Origin of the sequence: Halomonas sp. 72, assembly GCF_052379785.1 — a bacterium.
Lineage (GTDB): Bacteria > Pseudomonadota > Gammaproteobacteria > Pseudomonadales > Halomonadaceae > Vreelandella > Vreelandella citrativorans.
In genome coordinates, this window is record NZ_JBQSYY010000016.1 from 13,784 (window position 1) to 32,103 (window position 18,320).

Below are 18,320 nucleotides of genomic sequence, written 5' to 3' on the forward strand. Positions count from 1 at the left end.
TGACAAAACATGATGAAAAATAGAACAATCATCTGAGTTTAAATACTAGTTCGGATTTTGTGCAATAAGGTGCGTGACCAAAGCTAAATTTATGCCTAAGGTGAAGTGGGTTTGATAATTTAAATATGGGCATGGGCTGGGGATTCCATGCCGCTATTCTTTTTATAAAAAAGGGGTTGGCGCTTTTCTGGTTAGCCGCCAATTATCTCTGGCAGGCTCTATAACGTTTGTAAATAAAAGGAAACCACCATGGGAATCAAAAAAAAATTAACGCTAGCGGCAAGCATGTGTGCCTTGTTCGTGGCCATCACAGCGGATGCATGCACGCGCGCGGTATATCAGGGCCCTGATGACATGATTATCACGGCGCGCTCCATGGATTGGAGGGACGAAATACATCCGAACCTATGGCTGTTTCCAAAGGGAATGGAGCGCGATGGTGCGGCTGGACCCAACTCCGTTACTTGGACATCCCAGTATGGAAGTGTCGTTACCAGCGCGTTTGATATCTCAAGCACTGATGGCATGAACGAAAAAGGCTTGGTGGCTAACCTGCTATGGCTTGCTGAGGCAGAGTATCCTGAATTTGGGCCGGATGACGAGGGGCTTTCCGTGGCTGCCTGGGTCCAGTATGTTTTGGATAATTTTGCGACCGTTGATGAGGCGGTGGAGGCGCTGCGCGATGAGCCCTTTGTGGTCGTCTCTGCTGAAATACCGGGCACCACTCGATTTGCTACGCTTCACTTGTCAATTTCAGATGCCAAGGGTGATAGCGCAATATTTGAGTATATCGGCGGTAAACTCACTATTCATCACGATACGTCATACAATGTGGTGACAAACTCGCCCACCTTCGAGCAGCAACTGACGCTGGATGACTACTGGAGACAGATCGGTGGTTTGGTCATGCTGCCTGGCACAAACCGTGCCGCAGATCGATTTGTCAGAGCGTCGTTCTACATGGATGCCATCCCTAAAACGAGCGATACAAGAGTCGCTGTTGGCAGTGCATTTAGCGTGATTCGCAATGCGTCTGTTCCTTTCGGCATCTCATCAGAAGAGGAGCCGAATATTTCTTCCACCAGGTGGAGAGCGGTATCTGATCAGAAACACCTTGTTTATTATTTCGAGACGGCACTTACGCCTAACACGTTTTGGGTGGATATGAAGGATGCCGACTTTACTGAGGGCGTGCCTGTTCGCAAACTGAGCCTCAAGAATAACAGTGTTTATGCAGGCAATACGGTCAACGCGTTTGAGGACGCCGAGCCCTTTGAGTTTGCTGGCCTGTAAGGTGCGTTAAGGGCATTTTTTTGCTAGTTAGCGCATGAAATAGCCCCCTGTGTCGCGGTTAGCGCAGGGGGCTTTCTCTTACTTAATAAAGCCAAGGGATAGAAAAAACTGCGGTTAGCTTGTTCGATTATTGTGATTAATACTAAAGTAATGGCGGCTGGTACCGATATTAAATTAAGCACACCTATTTACTGATCGCTGCCTAGAGTTATCCATGCCAAAAATCGTGATCTGTTTCATTACAGCCCTGCTACTGCTGGCACCGTATGCTCAAGCGAACACCGATGCGGCTGAGGCCGCGGCGCTGGCATGGCTTGATGCAATCGATAGTGGCGAGTATGAGCTGGCTTGGGAGGAGTCATCACCGCTTCTTAAGAGTCCGCTTTCGCCCAGTATGCTAGAGCGGATCATTAGCGCAGCGCGCCGTGACTTCGGGTCGGTGGAGGCAAGACGCCGCACACGCGTCATCACGCAAACCTCTATGCCCGGCGCTCCCAAAAATGATTACAAAAAGTTCATCTACCAAACGCGTTTTGCCAACAAGTCTGATATTACCGAAACCATTACGCCGCACTTTGAAGACGGCGTTTGGAAAGTAAGTGGGTACTATGTGAACTGATCAGCAACAAGTGGATTGCCCCGTTGCTACAACCGTGGGGGGGTGAATCTTCACGCAGGCAAAAATGGCGTTCCCCGAAGTGGTGTTCCACGGCGTGATAGCTTCAAAGTTGTGCTCGAATACATGCACTTCAAAGTAGGGCTCAAGCAGCGTAATTAGCTCAGCAAAACTAACCGCGACCATGGGGTGCTCATCGTTCCATACTTGGGTATCGCACGCGTTGGTTTTTGCAATACTAAGTTTGAGGGCCTGTTTTTCACCGCTACCGCTGTAATGCCACCCGGAACGAAACGTGAAGGCATCGTCGGCTTTTTTAACGGTGTGGCTCACAAACAGATTGTTATCGATTTTATCTTTATCGACTGCGTTGAAGCAGAAAACCCCGCCACTCATTAAGGCGCTGTGCGCACTTTCAATACACGCTTTGAGCTTTTCAATTCCGTCGCTGTAGTGAATCGAATATAAAAAACAGGTAATCAAATCCTGCGGGTCGCTTACCTGGAAGTTGCCCATGTCCTGACACGTAAACTGGGCCTCAGGGCAACGTGTGGCAGCAATATCCAGCATGGGCTGGTTAATATCCAGCCCGCTGCTCACATAGCCATTATCAATAAAATGGCGAACATGAGGCCCGGTACCACACGCGACATCGAGGTGAAGGTTGCCACCGTTACCAAAAATTTGGTGAAGCCTTTGCACGGCGTTGCTTTGCGCCCGGTAGTCGATGTCTTCGCACATCACATCGTAATAGCCAGAAAGGTCGGTATAGAGTGCGTTAAAGGACATGGCGGCCTGGGTAGCTTGGGAGTGAGGGTGGCGCATAGTAAACGAGTGGAGTGGCTTTTAGAAGCCAGCCGTGCGGAAGGGAATTTTGATCAAGACATCGCAGGCCGTCGCACAGGCTTGCGATGTCTTTTTCGGTTTATAGCGAGATGTCAGGCGCAAACTGCATACTTACCGCCACCCGGTTCCAACTATTAATGGCTAGAATCACCGTGGTTAGCTCAAGAAGGTCCTGTTCGCCAAAGGCAGCCAGAGCATTCTGGTAGACGCTGTCGCTAACAGACTGTTGGCTGATTAAGGTAAGCGCTTCGGCCCACTCAAGGGCTGCACGTTCCTGTTTATTGAAGCAGGGGGCTTCCCGCCAGGCAGGCAGTACATCCAGTCTTACCTGATGCTCGCCGTCGTCTCGGGCTTCCTGAGTATGCATATGCTGGCAGAAGCAGCACTGGTTGATTTGGGAAACGCGTAGCTTAACGAGGTGGATGATGGCAGGCGTTACCGCGCTATTAGCCGCTACTTCGCCCAGAGGCACCAAATGTTTAGCAAGGCGAGGGGTTAGCTTGTAAACGGCTTGTCGAGAAATACGCTGAGACATGGCAGTGACCTCGTTGATTGGTGAGGTCTCAGCTTATAAAGGTGTGCGTACTACGCCTTGTAAATTTGCGACAACTTGCGCTGGCGGTAAGAGGCGGGTGTTTCGTTGGTAAAAGATTGGAAGGCGTGGGTAAAGTGTGGCTGATCATAGTAGCCACAGTGGAGCGCTATTTCTGATAGCGGCCGGTCAGCTTCAAGTAAGCACCGTCGCGCTCGGTTGAGGCGAGCATACGTCACCAACGCGCCTGGCGAGACACCGACTTCACGTTTTAATCGACGTTCCAGGGTGCGTCGGGTTAACCCAACATTGGCAGCTAACTGCTCAGGTGGGAGCTGTAACTGGTTAATCGCCTGGATGATTCCTGGCACAGGGCTTTTACTCGTTAGTCGACTTTTGAGTAAACCCAGAAGCCATGTTTCAAGCAGGGCTAATCCTTTGGGTGCATCAAGCTGATAAAGGCGCTCCACCACCGGCATTAAACTGTCCATCCAGGAGGGGTTTATGTCATCGCCCAAGCAAAGATGCGCGTCTATACACTGTTCCGGGGCTAAGCCCAGGAGGCTATACATACTGGTCGGTTTAAACCGAATGCCCATCCGGGGGGTGGACGTATCAAACGTCTCAAGCAACATGTGTCTGTTAAAGCAGAGCGTGACGATGGGACGAGAGCTTCCAAGGTGAATGGTGAGGCTGGCGCCTGCATCGGGGTAAAGCTTTTCTACGATGGGGTGCGCAAGGGTGCTTTGCCCGCCCATCGACCAAAGGCATTGCACCCATGTGCGAAGGTTGGTGTTGGGCAGGCGCTGCTGGAAATTCAAATGAACGGCGTTACCGGGCAGAATAAAGTGGGCCATGGCGACAACCTGCTTTGTTGATGAATGGACTTCATCGCATAAGCTGTATTAAAGCCTAAACACAGGGGCTGGGAAAGTGGCTATGCTTGGACAGTGAAGTTCTCACTTCGCAATGAACTGTTTAATCATCAATCCACGTGGTTGAGCCCTTCAAAACAAGCGTCAAGCTGGGGCTCTTGCCCGCTGTGCCGTAGGTAAAGCACCATCTCACGCGCAACGATATTGATTTGATGAGTAAACACCAATAATTAGCTATGGAGTCTACTGCTTCGCCTACGGTATGCTTTTTTGAACTGCTTTCAGCTCAAGAGAACTTCATGGCCCTTATCTCAACGACTCCAGAACCCCCTTACTACGCCGTTATCTTCACTTCCGTGCGCACGGATATTGAAGATGGCTATGATGACATGGCGGAGCGTATGGTTGAGTTAGCCATGCAGCAGCCAGGTTTTTTAGGCGTTGAATCGGCTCGAAATGAGGTGGGGGTTACGGTTTCCTACTGGGCTGACTTGGCCTCGATTAAAGCGTGGAAGGCGCATGCCGAACATAAAGAAGCACAGCGGCTTGGGCATCAGCAGTGGTATCAGCACTTTAAAACTCGGATTGCCAAGGTTGAGCGGGATTACGGCATCTAGCGGATGCTACTTCCCTAGTCTTCTGCTTTATGTCGGTTACATCATCAAGCGCGTGAGTGCTTGTAGCCCCAGAGCAATCAACAGCACTATTACGCCGCCTATCAAGCTGGTAAACAACGCATGGCGCTTCCATAGCAACAGCACTCGATTACCGAAGCGATAAACCAGCCAGGCTAAGCCATAGTAGCGCAGGCCACGAGCAATTAATGCCGCCAGCAAGAATAGCAAGACAGGGTAGCCCGAAATGCCCGCCGTTATCATGGCTATCGGAAAGGGGATAGGCAGGATGCCCATGGCTATAATGGCAGCGAAACCGTATTGATTAAAAAACAGTTGAAACGCCTGAAAGCTCTCCTGCATACCGGTGACGTTGATAAACCATGTGCCTACCGACGTAAATAACAGCAAGCCTACGCTGTAGCCCACCAGGGAGGCGATCAGACAGCCCAATGTAGTGATGGTAGCCAAAAGCCAGATCCGCTGCTTGTTGGCTGCCATTAGCGGGATGAGTATTAGCTCAATGGGAATGGGTAAAATAATGGTTTCAAGAAATGAGAACACGCCCAGTAGCCATAGCATATTCTTTGAGCCGTTAATGCGCTCGAACCACACTTTAGGACTTTTTGAGATAATGGCCATGGATGGGGTCTACATCGGCGGACTAATACGGCGGTACATACTGGGTCAGTCCCATGGTATTGTCTAGCGTGAGCGGTGAGGTGGCGACACGCAGGCGGTAGGGTCATTTTACTCTTCATCACTTCTCTTATTGGCTGAGATATAACAGATGCCCCCACACTCTTCTCCTTTCGCAGCTCCTGTTTTTTGGCGTGACCCAAAATGCCGTATATAGAGCTTCGCAAAATAGGCAGCTAGCAGCCAATAACGCTGCAAGCAGTCGATTAATAGCGACTAACAATCGAGGCGTTTGAATGTAGCGCTTTAAGAAAGCCCCCGCGTAAACCCAGCTGGCTAACGATAACCAGCAAATAGGCAGGTAAAGCGCCGCGAACATGGCTATTTGAGCCGGGTCGTTACCCATTGTATAAGCGCCAATGCCAGACGCCGATGCAATCCATGCTTTGGGGTTTAGCCATTGCATGAGCGCACCTGTTATAAAACCAGGCGGTTTGGTGGTTGCTTGCACAGGCAACTTGCCGTCATCCATTGCTAACCTGATACTTAGATAAAGCAGAAACGCTACTCCGGCCCAACGAAGTAACACTTCAAGTAGAGGCACGGTGGTGAGTAAAGCGTAAAGCCCTGCACCAATTCCTAGAAACAGCGCTATAAACCCTAGTGTGGCTCCTGTCACAAAGATTAACCCTTTAACAATAGGGTAGTGGGTGCCGCTACTGAGGCATATCAAATTGACGGGGCCTGGGGAAATGGATGCGGCAAGGGCAAAGGCTGACATGGGGAGTAATAGCGAAATGCACATTGTGATCCTCCTAAACAGTGAGGGGAGTATGCGATGACGTGGCGACGGCGTATTGTATAAAATTGATATGCGCAAGATTCGGGTCGGCAGGCCGCTAGGGAGCGCTTAAGCTAGGAGAGCTTCGGTATCACACAGAGGAACCGGCAATGGATGATTATGCGCGTATCGAAAAGGCGATGGTCTACATGGTCGAGCGGGCGGTATTGCAACCCAGTTTGGAAGAGGTTGCGGCTCATGTGCATTTAAGTGCCTACCATTTTCAGCGCCTGTTCTGCCGCTATGCAGGTATTTCGCCCAAGCGCTTTTTGCAGGCCCTCACCCTGGAGAGGGGTAAGCAGTTATTAAAAGAGCCGCGGGCATTACTGGATGTTGCCCATGAGCTTGGGCTGAGCGGTGGCTCTCGGCTTTATGATCACTTTGTGCAGTTAGAAGCGGTGACGCCTGGAGAGCATAAACGTCAAGGGGAGGGCGTCTGTATCGAGTACGGCGTGCATGCAACGCCCTTGGGCAGCGTGCTGGTAGCGGTGACTCCGCGCGGCGTTTGCCGTATGGGCTTTGTGGATGCTACGAGCGCTGATGAACTGCTGGCGCGGCTTGCCAAGGAGTGGCCGCGAAGCTCGCTCAATCATCGCCCAGCGGCGACGGCGTATGTGGTGGATGCGCTATTGGCAACTTCTAAAACAAAACCTGGTACGTTATCGCTTCACGTGACCGGTACCAATTTCCAAGTCGCAGTATGGCGAGCACTACTCACCATTCCTGAAGGCCAGTTGGCAAGCTATACGCATATTGCTCAAGCGCTGGGCATGCCTAAATCGTCGCGAGCCGTAGGCAATGCGGTGGGTGCTAACCCAATTGCGTTATGGATCCCTTGCCACCGTGTTATCCAGCAAAGCGGGGCGTTAGGCGGCTACCGTTGGGGCGTCGCTAAAAAGCAGATGGTGCAGGCCTGGGAGCTGGCGCACTTAACACCTGAAGTGGAGCCGCTCGGTGCATTTAAATAGTCAACAAGGAGGTTTTAAATGAACATTACCGCGATACAAGCCGATATCACTACGCTTCATGTTGATGCCATTGTTAACGCGGCTAACACCTCATTACTGGGTGGCGGAGGCGTAGATGGCGCCATTCACCGTGCGGCCGGACCGGAACTACTTGATACCTGCCGAACGCTGGGTGGCTGCGCCACTGGCGATGCAAAACTGACCGAAGGCTTTAAACTGCCAGCACGTACTATTATCCATACCGTTGGCCCTGTATGGCACGGCGGAACACGCGGCGAAGCTGAATTATTGGCGTCTTGCTATCAGCGCTGCTTGGCTCTGGCTGAATCGGTAAACGCACGCTTGGTGGCGTTTCCAAGCATAAGCACGGGCGTATACCGTTATCCTATTGAAGAAGCTGCATGGATTGCTGTCTCAACGGTGAGCGAGGCTCTAAGGCAGGGCTCTACCGTTGAGGCGGTTACGTTTTGCTGCTTTTCTGCCGGGGATTTAGCGGTGTATGAAGCGTGTCTTGATCAATCTGGACGTTGAAGCGATTTAATGCCCAAACACTGACCAGCCGGTGCGTTGAGCAAACATTTCAAGTGCTTTCGTGCCCAGCAGACTATTGCCATATTCATCCAGGCCTGGTGACCAGACAGCAATGGCGCCTTGGCCTGGGGCGATTGCCAGGATGCCGCCACCGACGCCACTTTTTCCTGGTAGCCCCACCCGAAAAGCAAACTCACCTGAGGCGTCGTAATGCCCGCACATCATCATCAACGAGTTAATACGCCGAGCTCGTTGAGGGGAGACGACGCGAATGTTGCTGGGCTGGTTAACGCCATCAGACGCCAAAAATAGCCCTGCGTGAGCAAGCTGTTGGCAGCTCATGGCAATGGCGCACTGGTGAAAATAGGTACCCAAGACTTTATCGACATCGTGGCGCAGGCGGCCAAATGCTTTCATAAAGTGGGCAAGCGAGGCGTTGCGGTCACGGTGCGCCATTTCAGAAGCAGCGACAGTATGGTCAAAGCAGATGCTGTCGTCGTCCGCGATATAGCGCACAAAGCTTAGCAGTTCGGCAAGCGTTTCCCTGGGTTCATGACCCATCATGATGGCGTCAACGACCGCTATCGCTCCGGCATTAATAAAGGGATTCCGCGGTTTGCCCCCTTCGTGCTCAAGTTGAACGATAGAGTTAAATGGATCACCCGATGGCTCACGGCCTACATTGGACCAAAGCGCATCACCCATTTTTCCCAGTGCAATCGTCAGCGTAAATACCTTCGAGATACTCTGAATTGAGAAAGGGGTAGTGGCACAACCGGCGGAATAGCGCTCGCCCTTTACGGTGGCAAGAGAAATGGCAAATTGTTGGGGATCCACATGAGCAAGCTCAGGGATATAGTCGGCCACCTTACCACGCTCGGTTTCGGCGGCCATTGCCCTTGCGATCTCATTGAGTAAATCTTGCATTTATAGCCGTTAATTTTGGGTAAAAGAGGGCTGCCAAAATACCCGAAAACGGCGGCAATGTCTGCCAGAAGCCTATCGCTAGTAGGCCAGTGAAGAGCCTTGAGCAGTTAGATGGTTATTCTTCTTTATTGTACGAAATAGTGAAATAAGCAAACAATCGGTAAAGATCCCATTTTTTTAGTTTTACGATGGTAAAAGCATTTGCCGATTTCTTTAATTATTACTCATAAAATTATTTTATTTTAACAAAGGTTTGAAAGGCTAAAGATTTAAAGCGTTTCGCTTGCGGTGCGTTAAGGGGCATCTAGACTTGGCTCTCATGGACGATTTAAAAGGAGAGCGCTAATGGCAAAGGAAACCGTCACCGATTCACTGCCCACGGCATCGTTTAGCGAAACAGTATCGTTCTTGTTTAAGGTCATGGCGCCCAATATTGCCAAGGGCGTCATTATTCGCCGCCCAGGCGTTATGCACGTTGCTGAGCGATGGGCACTGGACAAGCGCTCCATTAAACAAGTACAGGCGTTTAATAATAAATATGGAAAGGGCCCGCTACTTTTTAAAACACCGTTCAAACCCATGGCATTGATATTAGACCCGGATGATGCAACCCGGGTAATAGAGGAAACGCCCGAGCCCTTCGCCACGGCTGAATCAGCAAAAAAGAGCGCACTTGCCCATTTTGAACCGGATGTAGCGTTGATCTCAAAGGGTAAGGCCCGCGAAGAGCGGCGGCGGTTAAATGAAGACGTTTTAGAAAGCGGTTGTCCGATGCACCGTTTTTCTGATCACTTTACCCAAGTGGCTGAGCAGGAGGTAAACGCACTCTTAAAGGCCGTTTATCATCATAATAATAAGCTGGACTGGCCCTTGTTTTTTGATGCCTGGAACCGTGTCGTGCGTCGCGTGGTGTTGGGGGATGCTGCTCGGGATGATTACCCGCTCACCCAAGAACTTATTCAACTGCGTAAGGCTGCTAATTGGGGATTCATGCGTCCCAAGCGCAAGCGGTTACGGCAAAAATTTCATAATCGTTTAGCGCACTATGTCGATCAGTCTGAAACCAATAGCCTGGCGGCGAAGGTGTCCCATTACGCCATCGGGAGCCAGGCAAAACCTGTGGGCCAGATGCCTCAGTGGCTATTTGCGTTTGAGCCTGCCGGTATGGCGACGTTTCGAGCGTTGGCGCTGCTATGCGCCCATCCGGCTCAGGCTGAACGGGCTCAGCGTGAAATTAACCTCTCCCCACCGCCAGACAACCCCTTTTTACAAGCCTGTGTGCTGGAAGCCTTGCGGTTGTGGCCAACAACGCCCCTTATTCTGCGCGAAACAACAGAGCGAACGTGCTGGTCGCAAGGCGAAATGCCTACCAATACCACGCTGCTTATCCATGCGCCCTATTTTCACCGTGATGACCGCACATTGGACATCGCCAACCGCTTTGCGCCCGATATTTGGCTAAACCCTGAGCAACTTAAACACTGGCCACTGCTGCCTTTTAGCGGAGGGCCGGGTATTTGTCCCGGAAGAAATATCGTCCTGCTGGTGACCAGTGCGGTACTGGCCGCGCTGATGAACAACCACACGTTTACGTTAAACCCGCCCGACAGGCTCACAGAAGATGAGCCCATGCCGGCGTTATTAAGCAACTTCCATCTCTGTTTTCAGGTTAAACAATCAGATGCTTTATCACGCCAGGAGGGCTGAGGGCGTGTAAAGCGCTTGTTTGAATCGCTAAGCCTGCTGGGGGTGCCGTCGCAAGGGTGGTCTTCTTTGCCCTTGATGTGCGTTGCATCCTTGTAGAGTGCTCGCTACAGTTCGGCCTTTGCTGGGCTAACTGAACGTATGGAGCATGTCGCATGGCCACCTTAATGATTCAAGGCACCACGTCAGATGCAGGTAAGAGCACCGTGGTCGCCGGGCTATGCCGAGTGCTTAAACGTCGAGGCTTTCGTGTGGCTCCTTTCAAGCCTCAAAACATGGCATTGAACAGTGCCGTAACGGAAGATGGCGGAGAAATCGGCCGCTCTACCGCTCTACAAGCACAGGCCGCTGGCGTGGTACCTCATAGTGATATGAACCCCGTGCTGCTTAAGCCGGAATCGGACCGTGGCGCTCAGATAATTTTGCGCGGTAAGGTGTACGGCCATATGGGGGCGCTGGATTACCACGCCTTTAAGCGGACTGCTCAGGAAAGTGTCATGGCCGCTTGGCATGCATTGCAGCGCCGTTATGATGTCATTATTGCCGAAGGGGCAGGCAGCCCTGCCGAAATTAATCTGCGAAAGGGCGATATCGCGAATATGGGGTTTGCGGAGTCGGCAGATTGCCCCGTATTACTGGTCGGCGATATTGATCGAGGAGGCGTATTTGCCCAGTTGGTAGGCACGCTTGAATTGCTCAGTAAAAGCGAGCAGGCGCGTACCAGGGGATTTATTATCAACCGTTTTCGCGGCGACATTGGCCTGCTGAACCCAGGGCTTGAGTGGTTGACCCAGCGGACAGGTAAACCTGTGTTCGGCACCTTGCCGTATCTGCAGGGATTATTACTGGATGCTGAGGATAGCGTTGGCCTCACCCAAAAAACAGCGCAGGCAGCGCCATTAACTATTGTTGTGCCGGCGCTTCCACGTATCAGTAACCATACCGACTTTGACCCGCTGCGCCTTCATCCTCACGTGGCGTTGCATTTTATTGGACCGGACCAACCGATTCCCGCGGCAGATGTCATCATATTGCCGGGCAGTAAAAGCACTGCCCACGATCTGGCGTGGCTAAAGCGCGAAGGATGGGAGGTGGCCATTAAACGTCACCTTCGCTATGGCGGCAAACTGCTGGGTATTTGCGGCGGTTTTCAAATGTTGGGCGAATGGGTAGAAGACGCAGACGGCCTTGAAGGTCCACCAGCGCGCGTTGCGGGGCTTGGGTTATTGTCGCTTACCACACAGATGGTCTCGGGCAAGCAGTTGCGTAACGTTGTGGGTCAGCTGCTGCCTGAAGGGGCCAGTGTCACCGGTTATGAGATCCATAATGGGGTTAGCGAGGGCGCGGCGCTGGCGAACCCGCTATTTGATTTGGAAAACCGTCACGAAGGGGCTGTTAGTGACGATGGACAAATAATGGGTACCTATCTGCACGGCTTGTTTGACCATCCTGATGCGTGCCAAACGCTCTTGAAGCGCTTTGGGCTGACCGAAGTAGGCCAAGTGGATTACCTGGCCCATCGCGAAAAAGAGCTTGAGCGTTTAGCGGATTCGCTGGAGGCGCATTTGGAAATAGAGGCAATTATTAAGCTTATCCAGCAAGCTTAATGGTCTGATAGCAAGCAGGGCTGGTCGTCTGCCTTGCAGTTGTGTCTTTGCTGATGCTGTCATAAGGATAAATTCTGGCTGGTATGCCGCGTCGGTATCCTCTAACCTTGCGGCGTTAACGTAGCTGATACTGGTCGCAACAGCGTAAAAGAGAGCGTCATGAAGGTAGTTCAGATTAAAGAAGCGGGGCAGCGAGATGCCTGTTTAGCGCAACTGTGCGCTAGCGTTTATGGTCAGCAGGCAGGATTAACCCCGCTGGTGGTGTTTGCCGGTACGCGCAAGGTGCTGTTTACCCAGGAAATAGCCCGTTTGGTGGCGGGTGTTGATGGCGCAGGTAAGCCGTTGTCGCTGGCGCTGTTGGTATTGGATGAGGCGGGCGAAGGCATGACGATTACTCACGCCTGCGAGTTTGAGCAAGGCGCCAAGCAGCGGCTCATCAGCGAATTGGCGCTTAAAGCGCCGCTGCGCGTTGAGGTGGATAATGCGGAGCAGGAGGCGGTTTATCAGGCGAGCGGTATCAAGCGCTGGTTTGATGGCGCTGACAGCAAACGCATTGGCTTAAGCGGCCGCCATCCGGCCAGTAATGCAGGCGAACTGGCCGCGACCGTTGTGTTGGATGAGGCGCTCATTTTACGACGCTTTAAGCACGACCCAAAAGCATTTGAAAGCGCCAAGCAGGACTTTCTAAACGGCTTGAACCAGTTTCCCGCAACGCTCTGAGCATGCTTATCCTGTGAGCTGGCCGAGGCTACTTTTTGGCCAGCTCGCGCATGGCGCTTTCCAGCCCTTCCAGTGTCATGGGGTACATGCGGTCCTCAATAATGTCACGAATCAACTGCGTGGAATACGTGTACTCCCAAGCGCGAGGTGGCATAGGGTTAAGCCATGCCAAGTGGGGAAAGGTCTCGCAGACGCGTTTCAGCCATGCGCCGCCGGGCTCTTCATTAAAATGCTCGACGCTGCCACCTCGGTGAGTAATCTCATAAGGTGACATGGCCGCATCGCCTACGATGACTACCTGATAATCCGCGCCGTAAGTGTGGAGCACGTCCATGGTGGGGATGCGCTCGCTGCCGCGTCTTGAATTATGTCGCCAGACCCCTTCGTATAAACAGTTATGAAAGTAGTAGTGTTCAAGATGCTTGAATTCAGATCGGGCAGCCGAAAACAGCTCCTCACAAACGCGAATGTGGTCATCCATGGAGCCGCCTACATCCAGAAACAGCAGCACCTTAACGGCGTTGTGGCGCTCAGGGCGCATCTGAACGTTTAGTAAGCCCCCATCGCGCGCTGTTTCACGAATAGTACTGTCGACATCGAACTCTTCCACTGCACCCTGGCGGGCGAACTTACGTAGTCGGCGCAGCGCCATTTTGATATTGCGGGTACCCAGCTCCAAAGAGTCGTCATAGTCGCGAAAGCGCCGTTCATCCCATACCTTTGTTGCGCGGCGATGGCGTGAGCCTTCCTGGCCGATACGAATGCCTTCAGGGTTATAGCCATAGGCGCCAAATGGGCTAGTGCCGCCTGTGCCAATCCACTTGTTACCGCCTGCGTGGCGCTCTTTTTGCTCTTCTAGGCGTTTTTTAAAGGTGTCGATCAGCGCTTCCAGGCCGCCTAGCGATTCAATGTTGGCTTTCTCTTCATCAGACAGCTGCTTTTCGAATTCCCGGCGCAGCCAGTCATCGGGAATCAACGCCTCAATGGCGGCGTCCATGTCTTCAAGGCCTTTAAACCAGGCAGCAAACGCACGATCAAAGCGGTCAAAGTGGCGTTCGTCTTTAACCATTACCGTGCGAGTGACTTGGTAAAATGCTTCCATATCGGCAAATACGACGCCACGTTCAACCACCGCGTGCAGGTCCAATAACTCACGCAGCGACACAGGCACGCCCGCACGCTTTAAGGTTTCGAACAGACCAATAAACATGGCTTAACGACCTGTGCCTTTCTGACGGCGTAACATAAACGCCAGGCGTTCAAGCAGCTGGGTATCCTGCTCGTTTTTAACCAGTGCGCCGGCCATGGGCGGCAGTGCCTTGGCTGGGTCGCGGTTGTAGAGCGCTTCCTGGGCAATTTCATCCGCCATTAGCAGCTTAAGCCAATCAACCAGTTCAGAGGTTGAAGGTTTCTTCTTAAGGCCGGGCGCATCACGTAGTTCGAAAAATACGTTCAGCGCTTCGCCGACCAGCCGCGGTGCAATATCCGGAAAGTGCACATCCACTATCGCCTGCAGAGTGGCTCGGTCGGGAAATTCAATGTAATGAAAAAAGCAGCGGCGCAGAAATGCATCGGGTAGCTCTTTTTCATTATTGGACGTGATGATAATAATGGGGCGTTGATCGGCTCGGATCGTTTCACCGGTCTCGTAAACGTGGAACTCCATGCGATCCAGTTCCTGGAGCAAGTCGTTCGGAAACTCGATATCGGCCTTATCTATCTCGTCGATCAAAAGCACGACACGTTCATCGGCCGTAAAGGCTTCCCACAGCTTGCCGGGCTTTATGTAGTTGGCCACGTTCTCCACGCCTTCGACACCTAGCTGAGAATCGCGCAGCCGGCTAACCGCATCGTACTCATAAAGCCCTTGGGCTGCCTTGGTACTGGATTTTATATGCCAGGTAATTAGCTGAGTGCCCAATGACTCGGCCAGCTCTTCCGCGAGCAGGGTTTTACCGGTGCCAGGCTCGCCCTTAATCAGCAACGGCCGTTCAAGAACAATCGCCGCGTTAACCGCTTGCTTTAGTGCATCAGTGGCAATGTAGGAAGAAGTAGAGTCAAACGCCATGAAGAGTGCCTCGACGGGTCGAAAACGTATTCAAACAAGTGTACGTGAGGGTAGGTGTCGGGGCCAACAGCCGATTCCGATGGCGTTAAATAGAAACACCAAGACCCAATGGATACACACAGTACCTTTTTGCACACACGGTACCTTTAGAGGGCAAAACTACCTAAGCACGAACAGGGTTGGTGCACTTTCTTCGCATGAGATATTGAGGTAGGCGAGTTGAGTGCAGGCGCTTTGTGTATATTTTTGTATTTTAATGATTTTTAGGATGTTGGCACGCAGTTGGCTATATCGTAAATAAGAAGCAAATGAACAGCATCACTAGCCACATTGGATGCTCTTCCTTCTTTACTACATCGCCACGGTAATGACCGTTTTGCGATACACCGTGTGAGCTGGCGTGCTCCACTTGGGTCCCCTTCGGGGGGCTTTTTTTTATGTTTGAAGAAAAGAGTTAACATTTTCAACATATAACAAGAATGTCACAAGAAATTTGGAAACACTGTTCGATTGGTATATATTGTATAGGTAAGCCGGTTGGTCGACACCAATCCCAAGCTAAAATGCATAGAGGGTGAACCTAATGAGCAATATGAAATTAATTTCAGCCGCTGTGGTAACTGCTGGCTTAGCACTGGCAAGCCAGGTTGCCTTAGCGTACAACGCTGGCGATGCATTTGTTCGTGGTGGCGTCGCTCAAACCGATACAGGATCAGGCAACGGCAATATCAATGGAGAGTCACTGAACGTTCAAAGCGAGACAGGCTTCACGTTCGGCGCTGGTTATCTATTTACTGATAAAGTGGGTGTTGAGCTTAATAGTTCTGAAAAGTTTGAACATCAGCTCAATGCGGCATCACAAGACCTGGGAAGCATTGACCGCTTACCCGTAAATTTATTAGTAAATTACTACCCCATGGGTGGGCTGGATTCACGTGTTCAGCCGTACGTTGGCGCAGGTCTTAACTACACACGCTTCTCGGGTGGTCCTGACAATATTGACGTACGCAGAAGCTATGGCGCTATCGGCCAAGCCGGTGTGGATTTAGCAGTCACCCAGAACGTGTTACTGAATGGCTACGTAAGCTATGCGGATGTTGATGGCGAGATCAAACGTGATGGCGAGCATATCGGTAAAGTCGATATGGACCCGGTCACCATCGGCGGTGGCGTGACATTCCGTTTCTAAGGCATAAGCCAGCTTCAAAATATCATCTAACACCCGGCCTTGCGCCGGGTGTTTTTGTTACGACTTAACAACAGGTTCTGCTACGGGCCTTATGGGGTCAGATTATCGTAACCATTTTCAGTGACCACTACGTTATCCTCGATACGAATACCACCACAGGACATTAACTGATCCACCAGCGTCCAGTTAATTGGAAGCGATGTGTCGCGCAACGGGTTTAGGAGCATCGGAATAAAGTAGAGTCCTGGCTCAACGGTTACCACCATGCCGGGTTTCAAAATACGCGTTAAGCGCAGGGCGGGATGTTCGCTGGGGGCGGGGGCCGCTGAGCCATCAGGGTGACGTAAACCGGCTACGTCATGCACTTGAAGTCCCAGGGAGTGACCTAAACCGTGTGGGCAGAAGGCGCGAGTGACTCCTTCGCTTACCGCTTGCTCGACGGTGCCTTTAAATATGTCATGGGCAACGAGGACGCTTCCCAGGGCTTGGTGCATTTGCTGGTGTAACTCAACAAAAGAGGCGTCCAGTTCGATGCGACTAATAATGTCATCTTTTAGATGGTGTAGCGCCGTTACCAGCTCTTCAAAAATCGCGGGGGCATCAGGCCCTGCGTGGGTGCGGGTGATATCTGCGCAGTAACCTCTAAAGCGTCGCCCGGCATCTACTAACAAGCTGTAGCGCTGGCTGGGTGGTGTTATATCGTAATGTTGGTAGTGCAGGACGCCTGCATGTCCATTCAAACCAATAATATTCTGGTAGGGAACGTTAGATTCGCGCTGTCGGCTAGCCGCTAGGTAGGTCAGTTGTATATCGAGCTCGCCTGAAGCGCCAATAAAGGCGGCTTGGGCGGCCTCGTGACCTGCCATTGCAAGGTGATTGGCTTCTCGTAGACAGGCAACTTCGTAAGGTGTTTTGAACATGCGAAGTTCATCAAGCGCTCGCACAACCTCATCAGGGGCTGTTTCAGCGTTCAGCGCTTGCTGAATATCGGGCGCCGTGCTTGCTATATCGCCGATGACGGCGCTGCGGCCCTCTAAATGAGGTGCGCGTGCGTGGGCACACTGATGTACATCAATGACGGATAGCCAAGGCTCATCGGGTAGCTGAGTAGGCTGATGCCAAAAATCAGCGGGCGCATGCAGATAAAACTGCGGTTTTTTACCAGGCTCAATGACTAGCCAGCTGTGCTGAATGTCCGCAAGGCCTACCCAGTGCATAAAATGGCCATAGGTTTGGAAAGAGGCGGCATGATCGTCAGCAAAATGATGGCTGGCGTGGCCGCTATAAATCACCAGACTGTCAAAGCCGTACTTTGTTAACACCTGCTCATAGGCATGCTGTAAATGAACGATATGATCAAGCTGCAGGTTAAAAAGCGTTGTTGACATGAAAATCTATCCTGTTAACTACGTGACGGGGCGAGTTCGCTCCAGAGTTTGTCTAGTTCTGCATGGTGCTGATGCTGATGGCGGTATAAGCGCAGCTCCATGGGCACATCCCAGCGGCTATCGCCTGCTCTGACAAGGGTGCCTTGGGCGAGCTCATGTGAAACGTTGCGCTCTGGCAGCCAGCTCATGCCATATCCCAGCAGTACCAGCTCTTTTATACCTGCCGCGTACAGATTTTCACTTTGTGCCACCAGGTGGGTGCTTTGAGGTAATCTGGCCAGGTGTGCCTTTATTGCAGAGCCCAGCAGGCCTCGCTTGGGGTAGGCAAGCCAAGGCGAGGGCTGCTGGCGTGTGCCCGGTAAAACGGTACAAGGCTCGCCTTGAGGGGCAAGGCCTGTCACGGGAATTAGCCGCTCATGGCCGATCACCCGATAGGTACAAGCGCTTGTATCGATATCCAGATCGCAACGCCCGGCAGGCCAGTAACAGATAGCCAGGTCGCACTCTGCGCGCATTAACGCTTGAAAATAGTCGTGAGCAATCCACCCGGTTGCGCGCAGGTAGGGCTGTACATGGTCCTGCCAGCCGGTAGACGCTAGCCATTCAGGCAGGAAATTCCCCAGCAGGCTTTGCGGGGCGGCTACCATAATGCGCCGCTGTTGACCGGCATTAATCTCGCGCAATCGGTCACGCGTTAAACGAACGCGCTCCGTTACCTGTTCGCATAAGGTGAGGAACTCCTCTCCGGCGGGGGTTAACGAAAGCGGTAGCGTTTGGCGATTAATGAGCGTAATGCCCATCTCTTCTTCCAACAGTTTAATCCGTCTAGAGAAGGTCGGCTGGGTTACGTTTTGGTCATCAGCGGCACGTGAAAAGTGCCGAGTCCTGGCCAGGGCAATAAAGTCTTCTAGCCAGCGAATTTCCATGCTTTACCTCGCAGTGAGATGGCGTGACTGGCCAGT

19 protein-coding genes are annotated in these 18,320 nt (G+C 52.0%); 9 read left to right on the forward strand and 10 right to left on the reverse strand.

Translation table 11 applies throughout. The features are described 5' to 3' along the window. Positions 1-249 precede the first annotated feature (249 nt). Together ACT3T6_RS13525 and ACT3T6_RS13530 are read left to right on the forward strand one after the other, a co-directional pair. On the forward strand, positions 250-1,293 hold the full coding sequence (locus ACT3T6_RS13525; RefSeq protein WP_193053162.1) for a linear amide C-N hydrolase: 1,044 nt from the start codon (positions 250-252) through the stop codon (positions 1,291-1,293). 214 nt (positions 1,294-1,507) lie between these two features. Further along, positions 1,508-1,912 carry a DUF4019 domain-containing protein gene (locus ACT3T6_RS13530; protein WP_172118231.1) on the forward strand — a complete coding sequence of 135 codons (405 nt, stop codon included), beginning with the start codon at positions 1,508-1,510 and terminating at the stop codon, positions 1,910-1,912. Here ACT3T6_RS13530 and ACT3T6_RS13535 read toward each other — a convergent pair whose 3' ends face one another. From ACT3T6_RS13535 to ACT3T6_RS13545, 3 genes are all read right to left on the reverse strand, one after another. Continuing rightward, entirely contained in the window at positions 1,913-2,698 is a 786-nt protein-coding gene (locus ACT3T6_RS13535) for a class I SAM-dependent DNA methyltransferase (protein WP_193053161.1), read from the reverse strand. Between the two features lie 136 nt (positions 2,699-2,834). Further along, a complete protein-coding gene (locus tag ACT3T6_RS13540) occupies positions 2,835-3,290 on the reverse strand; it encodes a carboxymuconolactone decarboxylase family protein (protein ID WP_193053160.1) in 456 nt (151 codons plus the stop codon). A 50-nt stretch (positions 3,291-3,340) separates the two neighbouring features. Next, positions 3,341-4,144 carry a helix-turn-helix transcriptional regulator gene (locus tag ACT3T6_RS13545; protein ID WP_193053159.1) on the reverse strand — a complete coding sequence of 268 codons (804 nt, stop codon included), beginning with the start codon at positions 4,142-4,144 and terminating at the stop codon, positions 3,341-3,343. 317 nt (positions 4,145-4,461) lie between these two features. Between ACT3T6_RS13545 and ACT3T6_RS13550 the strand changes: the two genes are divergently transcribed. After that, positions 4,462-4,779, forward strand: coding sequence for an antibiotic biosynthesis monooxygenase family protein (locus tag ACT3T6_RS13550; RefSeq protein WP_193053158.1), 318 nt, complete (start codon positions 4,462-4,464; stop codon positions 4,777-4,779). A 36-nt stretch (positions 4,780-4,815) separates the two neighbouring features. Here ACT3T6_RS13550 and ACT3T6_RS13555 read toward each other — a convergent pair whose 3' ends face one another. Further along, positions 4,816-5,418: a YqaA family protein gene (locus ACT3T6_RS13555; RefSeq protein WP_193053157.1), complete on the reverse strand. Its 603-nt coding sequence runs from the start codon at positions 5,416-5,418 to the stop codon at positions 4,816-4,818. Between the two features lie 127 nt (positions 5,419-5,545). Further along, a complete protein-coding gene (locus ACT3T6_RS13560) occupies positions 5,546-6,220 on the reverse strand; it encodes a LysE family translocator (RefSeq protein WP_193053156.1) in 675 nt (224 codons plus the stop codon). Between the two features lie 146 nt (positions 6,221-6,366). On the opposite strand from ACT3T6_RS13560, the gene ACT3T6_RS13565 reads away from it, so the two are divergent. Both ACT3T6_RS13565 and ACT3T6_RS13570 read left to right on the forward strand, forming a co-directional pair. Continuing rightward, on the forward strand, positions 6,367-7,224 hold the full coding sequence (locus tag ACT3T6_RS13565; RefSeq protein ID WP_193053155.1) for a methylated-DNA--[protein]-cysteine S-methyltransferase: 858 nt from the start codon (positions 6,367-6,369) through the stop codon (positions 7,222-7,224). Between the two features lie 18 nt (positions 7,225-7,242). Then, entirely contained in the window at positions 7,243-7,755 is a 513-nt protein-coding gene (locus tag ACT3T6_RS13570) for an O-acetyl-ADP-ribose deacetylase (protein WP_193053154.1), read from the forward strand. Positions 7,756-7,761: 6 nt separating this feature from the next. On the opposite strand, the gene ACT3T6_RS13575 is transcribed toward ACT3T6_RS13570, so the two are convergent. After that, complete coding sequence (locus tag ACT3T6_RS13575) at positions 7,762-8,682, reverse strand: glutaminase (RefSeq protein WP_193053153.1); 921 nt, start codon at positions 8,680-8,682, stop codon at positions 7,762-7,764. A 345-nt stretch (positions 8,683-9,027) separates the two neighbouring features. Here ACT3T6_RS13575 and ACT3T6_RS13580 point away from each other — a divergent pair, with 345 nt between their 5' ends. From ACT3T6_RS13580 to ACT3T6_RS13590, 3 genes are all read left to right on the forward strand, one after another. Continuing rightward, on the forward strand, positions 9,028-10,389 hold the full coding sequence (locus ACT3T6_RS13580) for a cytochrome P450 (protein WP_193053152.1): 1,362 nt from the start codon (positions 9,028-9,030) through the stop codon (positions 10,387-10,389). 152 nt (positions 10,390-10,541) lie between these two features. Beyond that, a complete protein-coding gene (locus ACT3T6_RS13585; protein ID WP_193053151.1) occupies positions 10,542-11,993 on the forward strand; it encodes a cobyric acid synthase in 1,452 nt (483 codons plus the stop codon). Positions 11,994-12,152: 159 nt separating this feature from the next. Further along, positions 12,153-12,713, forward strand: coding sequence for a hypothetical protein (locus ACT3T6_RS13590; protein ID WP_193053150.1), 561 nt, complete (start codon positions 12,153-12,155; stop codon positions 12,711-12,713). 28 nt (positions 12,714-12,741) lie between these two features. Here ACT3T6_RS13590 and ACT3T6_RS13595 read toward each other — a convergent pair whose 3' ends face one another. Both ACT3T6_RS13595 and ACT3T6_RS13600 read right to left on the reverse strand, forming a co-directional pair. Continuing rightward, a complete protein-coding gene (locus ACT3T6_RS13595) occupies positions 12,742-13,923 on the reverse strand; it encodes a vWA domain-containing protein (protein WP_193053149.1) in 1,182 nt (393 codons plus the stop codon). A 3-nt stretch (positions 13,924-13,926) separates the two neighbouring features. Next, the gene (locus ACT3T6_RS13600; RefSeq protein WP_172118209.1) at positions 13,927-14,781 is read right to left on the reverse strand and encodes an AAA family ATPase; all 855 of its coding nucleotides are present in this window, start codon (positions 14,779-14,781) and stop codon (positions 13,927-13,929) included. 583 nt (positions 14,782-15,364) lie between these two features. Here ACT3T6_RS13600 and ACT3T6_RS13605 point away from each other — a divergent pair. Next, a complete protein-coding gene (locus ACT3T6_RS13605) occupies positions 15,365-15,970 on the forward strand; it encodes an OmpW/AlkL family protein (RefSeq protein ID WP_193053148.1) in 606 nt (201 codons plus the stop codon). A gap of 89 nt (positions 15,971-16,059) precedes the next feature. On the opposite strand, the gene pepQ is transcribed toward ACT3T6_RS13605, so the two are convergent. Both pepQ and ACT3T6_RS13615 read right to left on the reverse strand, forming a co-directional pair. After that, positions 16,060-17,358: a Xaa-Pro dipeptidase gene (pepQ, locus tag ACT3T6_RS13610; RefSeq protein ID WP_193053147.1), complete on the reverse strand. Its 1,299-nt coding sequence runs from the start codon at positions 17,356-17,358 to the stop codon at positions 16,060-16,062. 14 nt (positions 17,359-17,372) lie between these two features. Beyond that, the gene (locus ACT3T6_RS13615; RefSeq protein ID WP_193053146.1) at positions 17,373-18,284 is read right to left on the reverse strand and encodes a LysR family transcriptional regulator; all 912 of its coding nucleotides are present in this window, start codon (positions 18,282-18,284) and stop codon (positions 17,373-17,375) included. Positions 18,285-18,320: the final 36 nt, after the last annotated feature.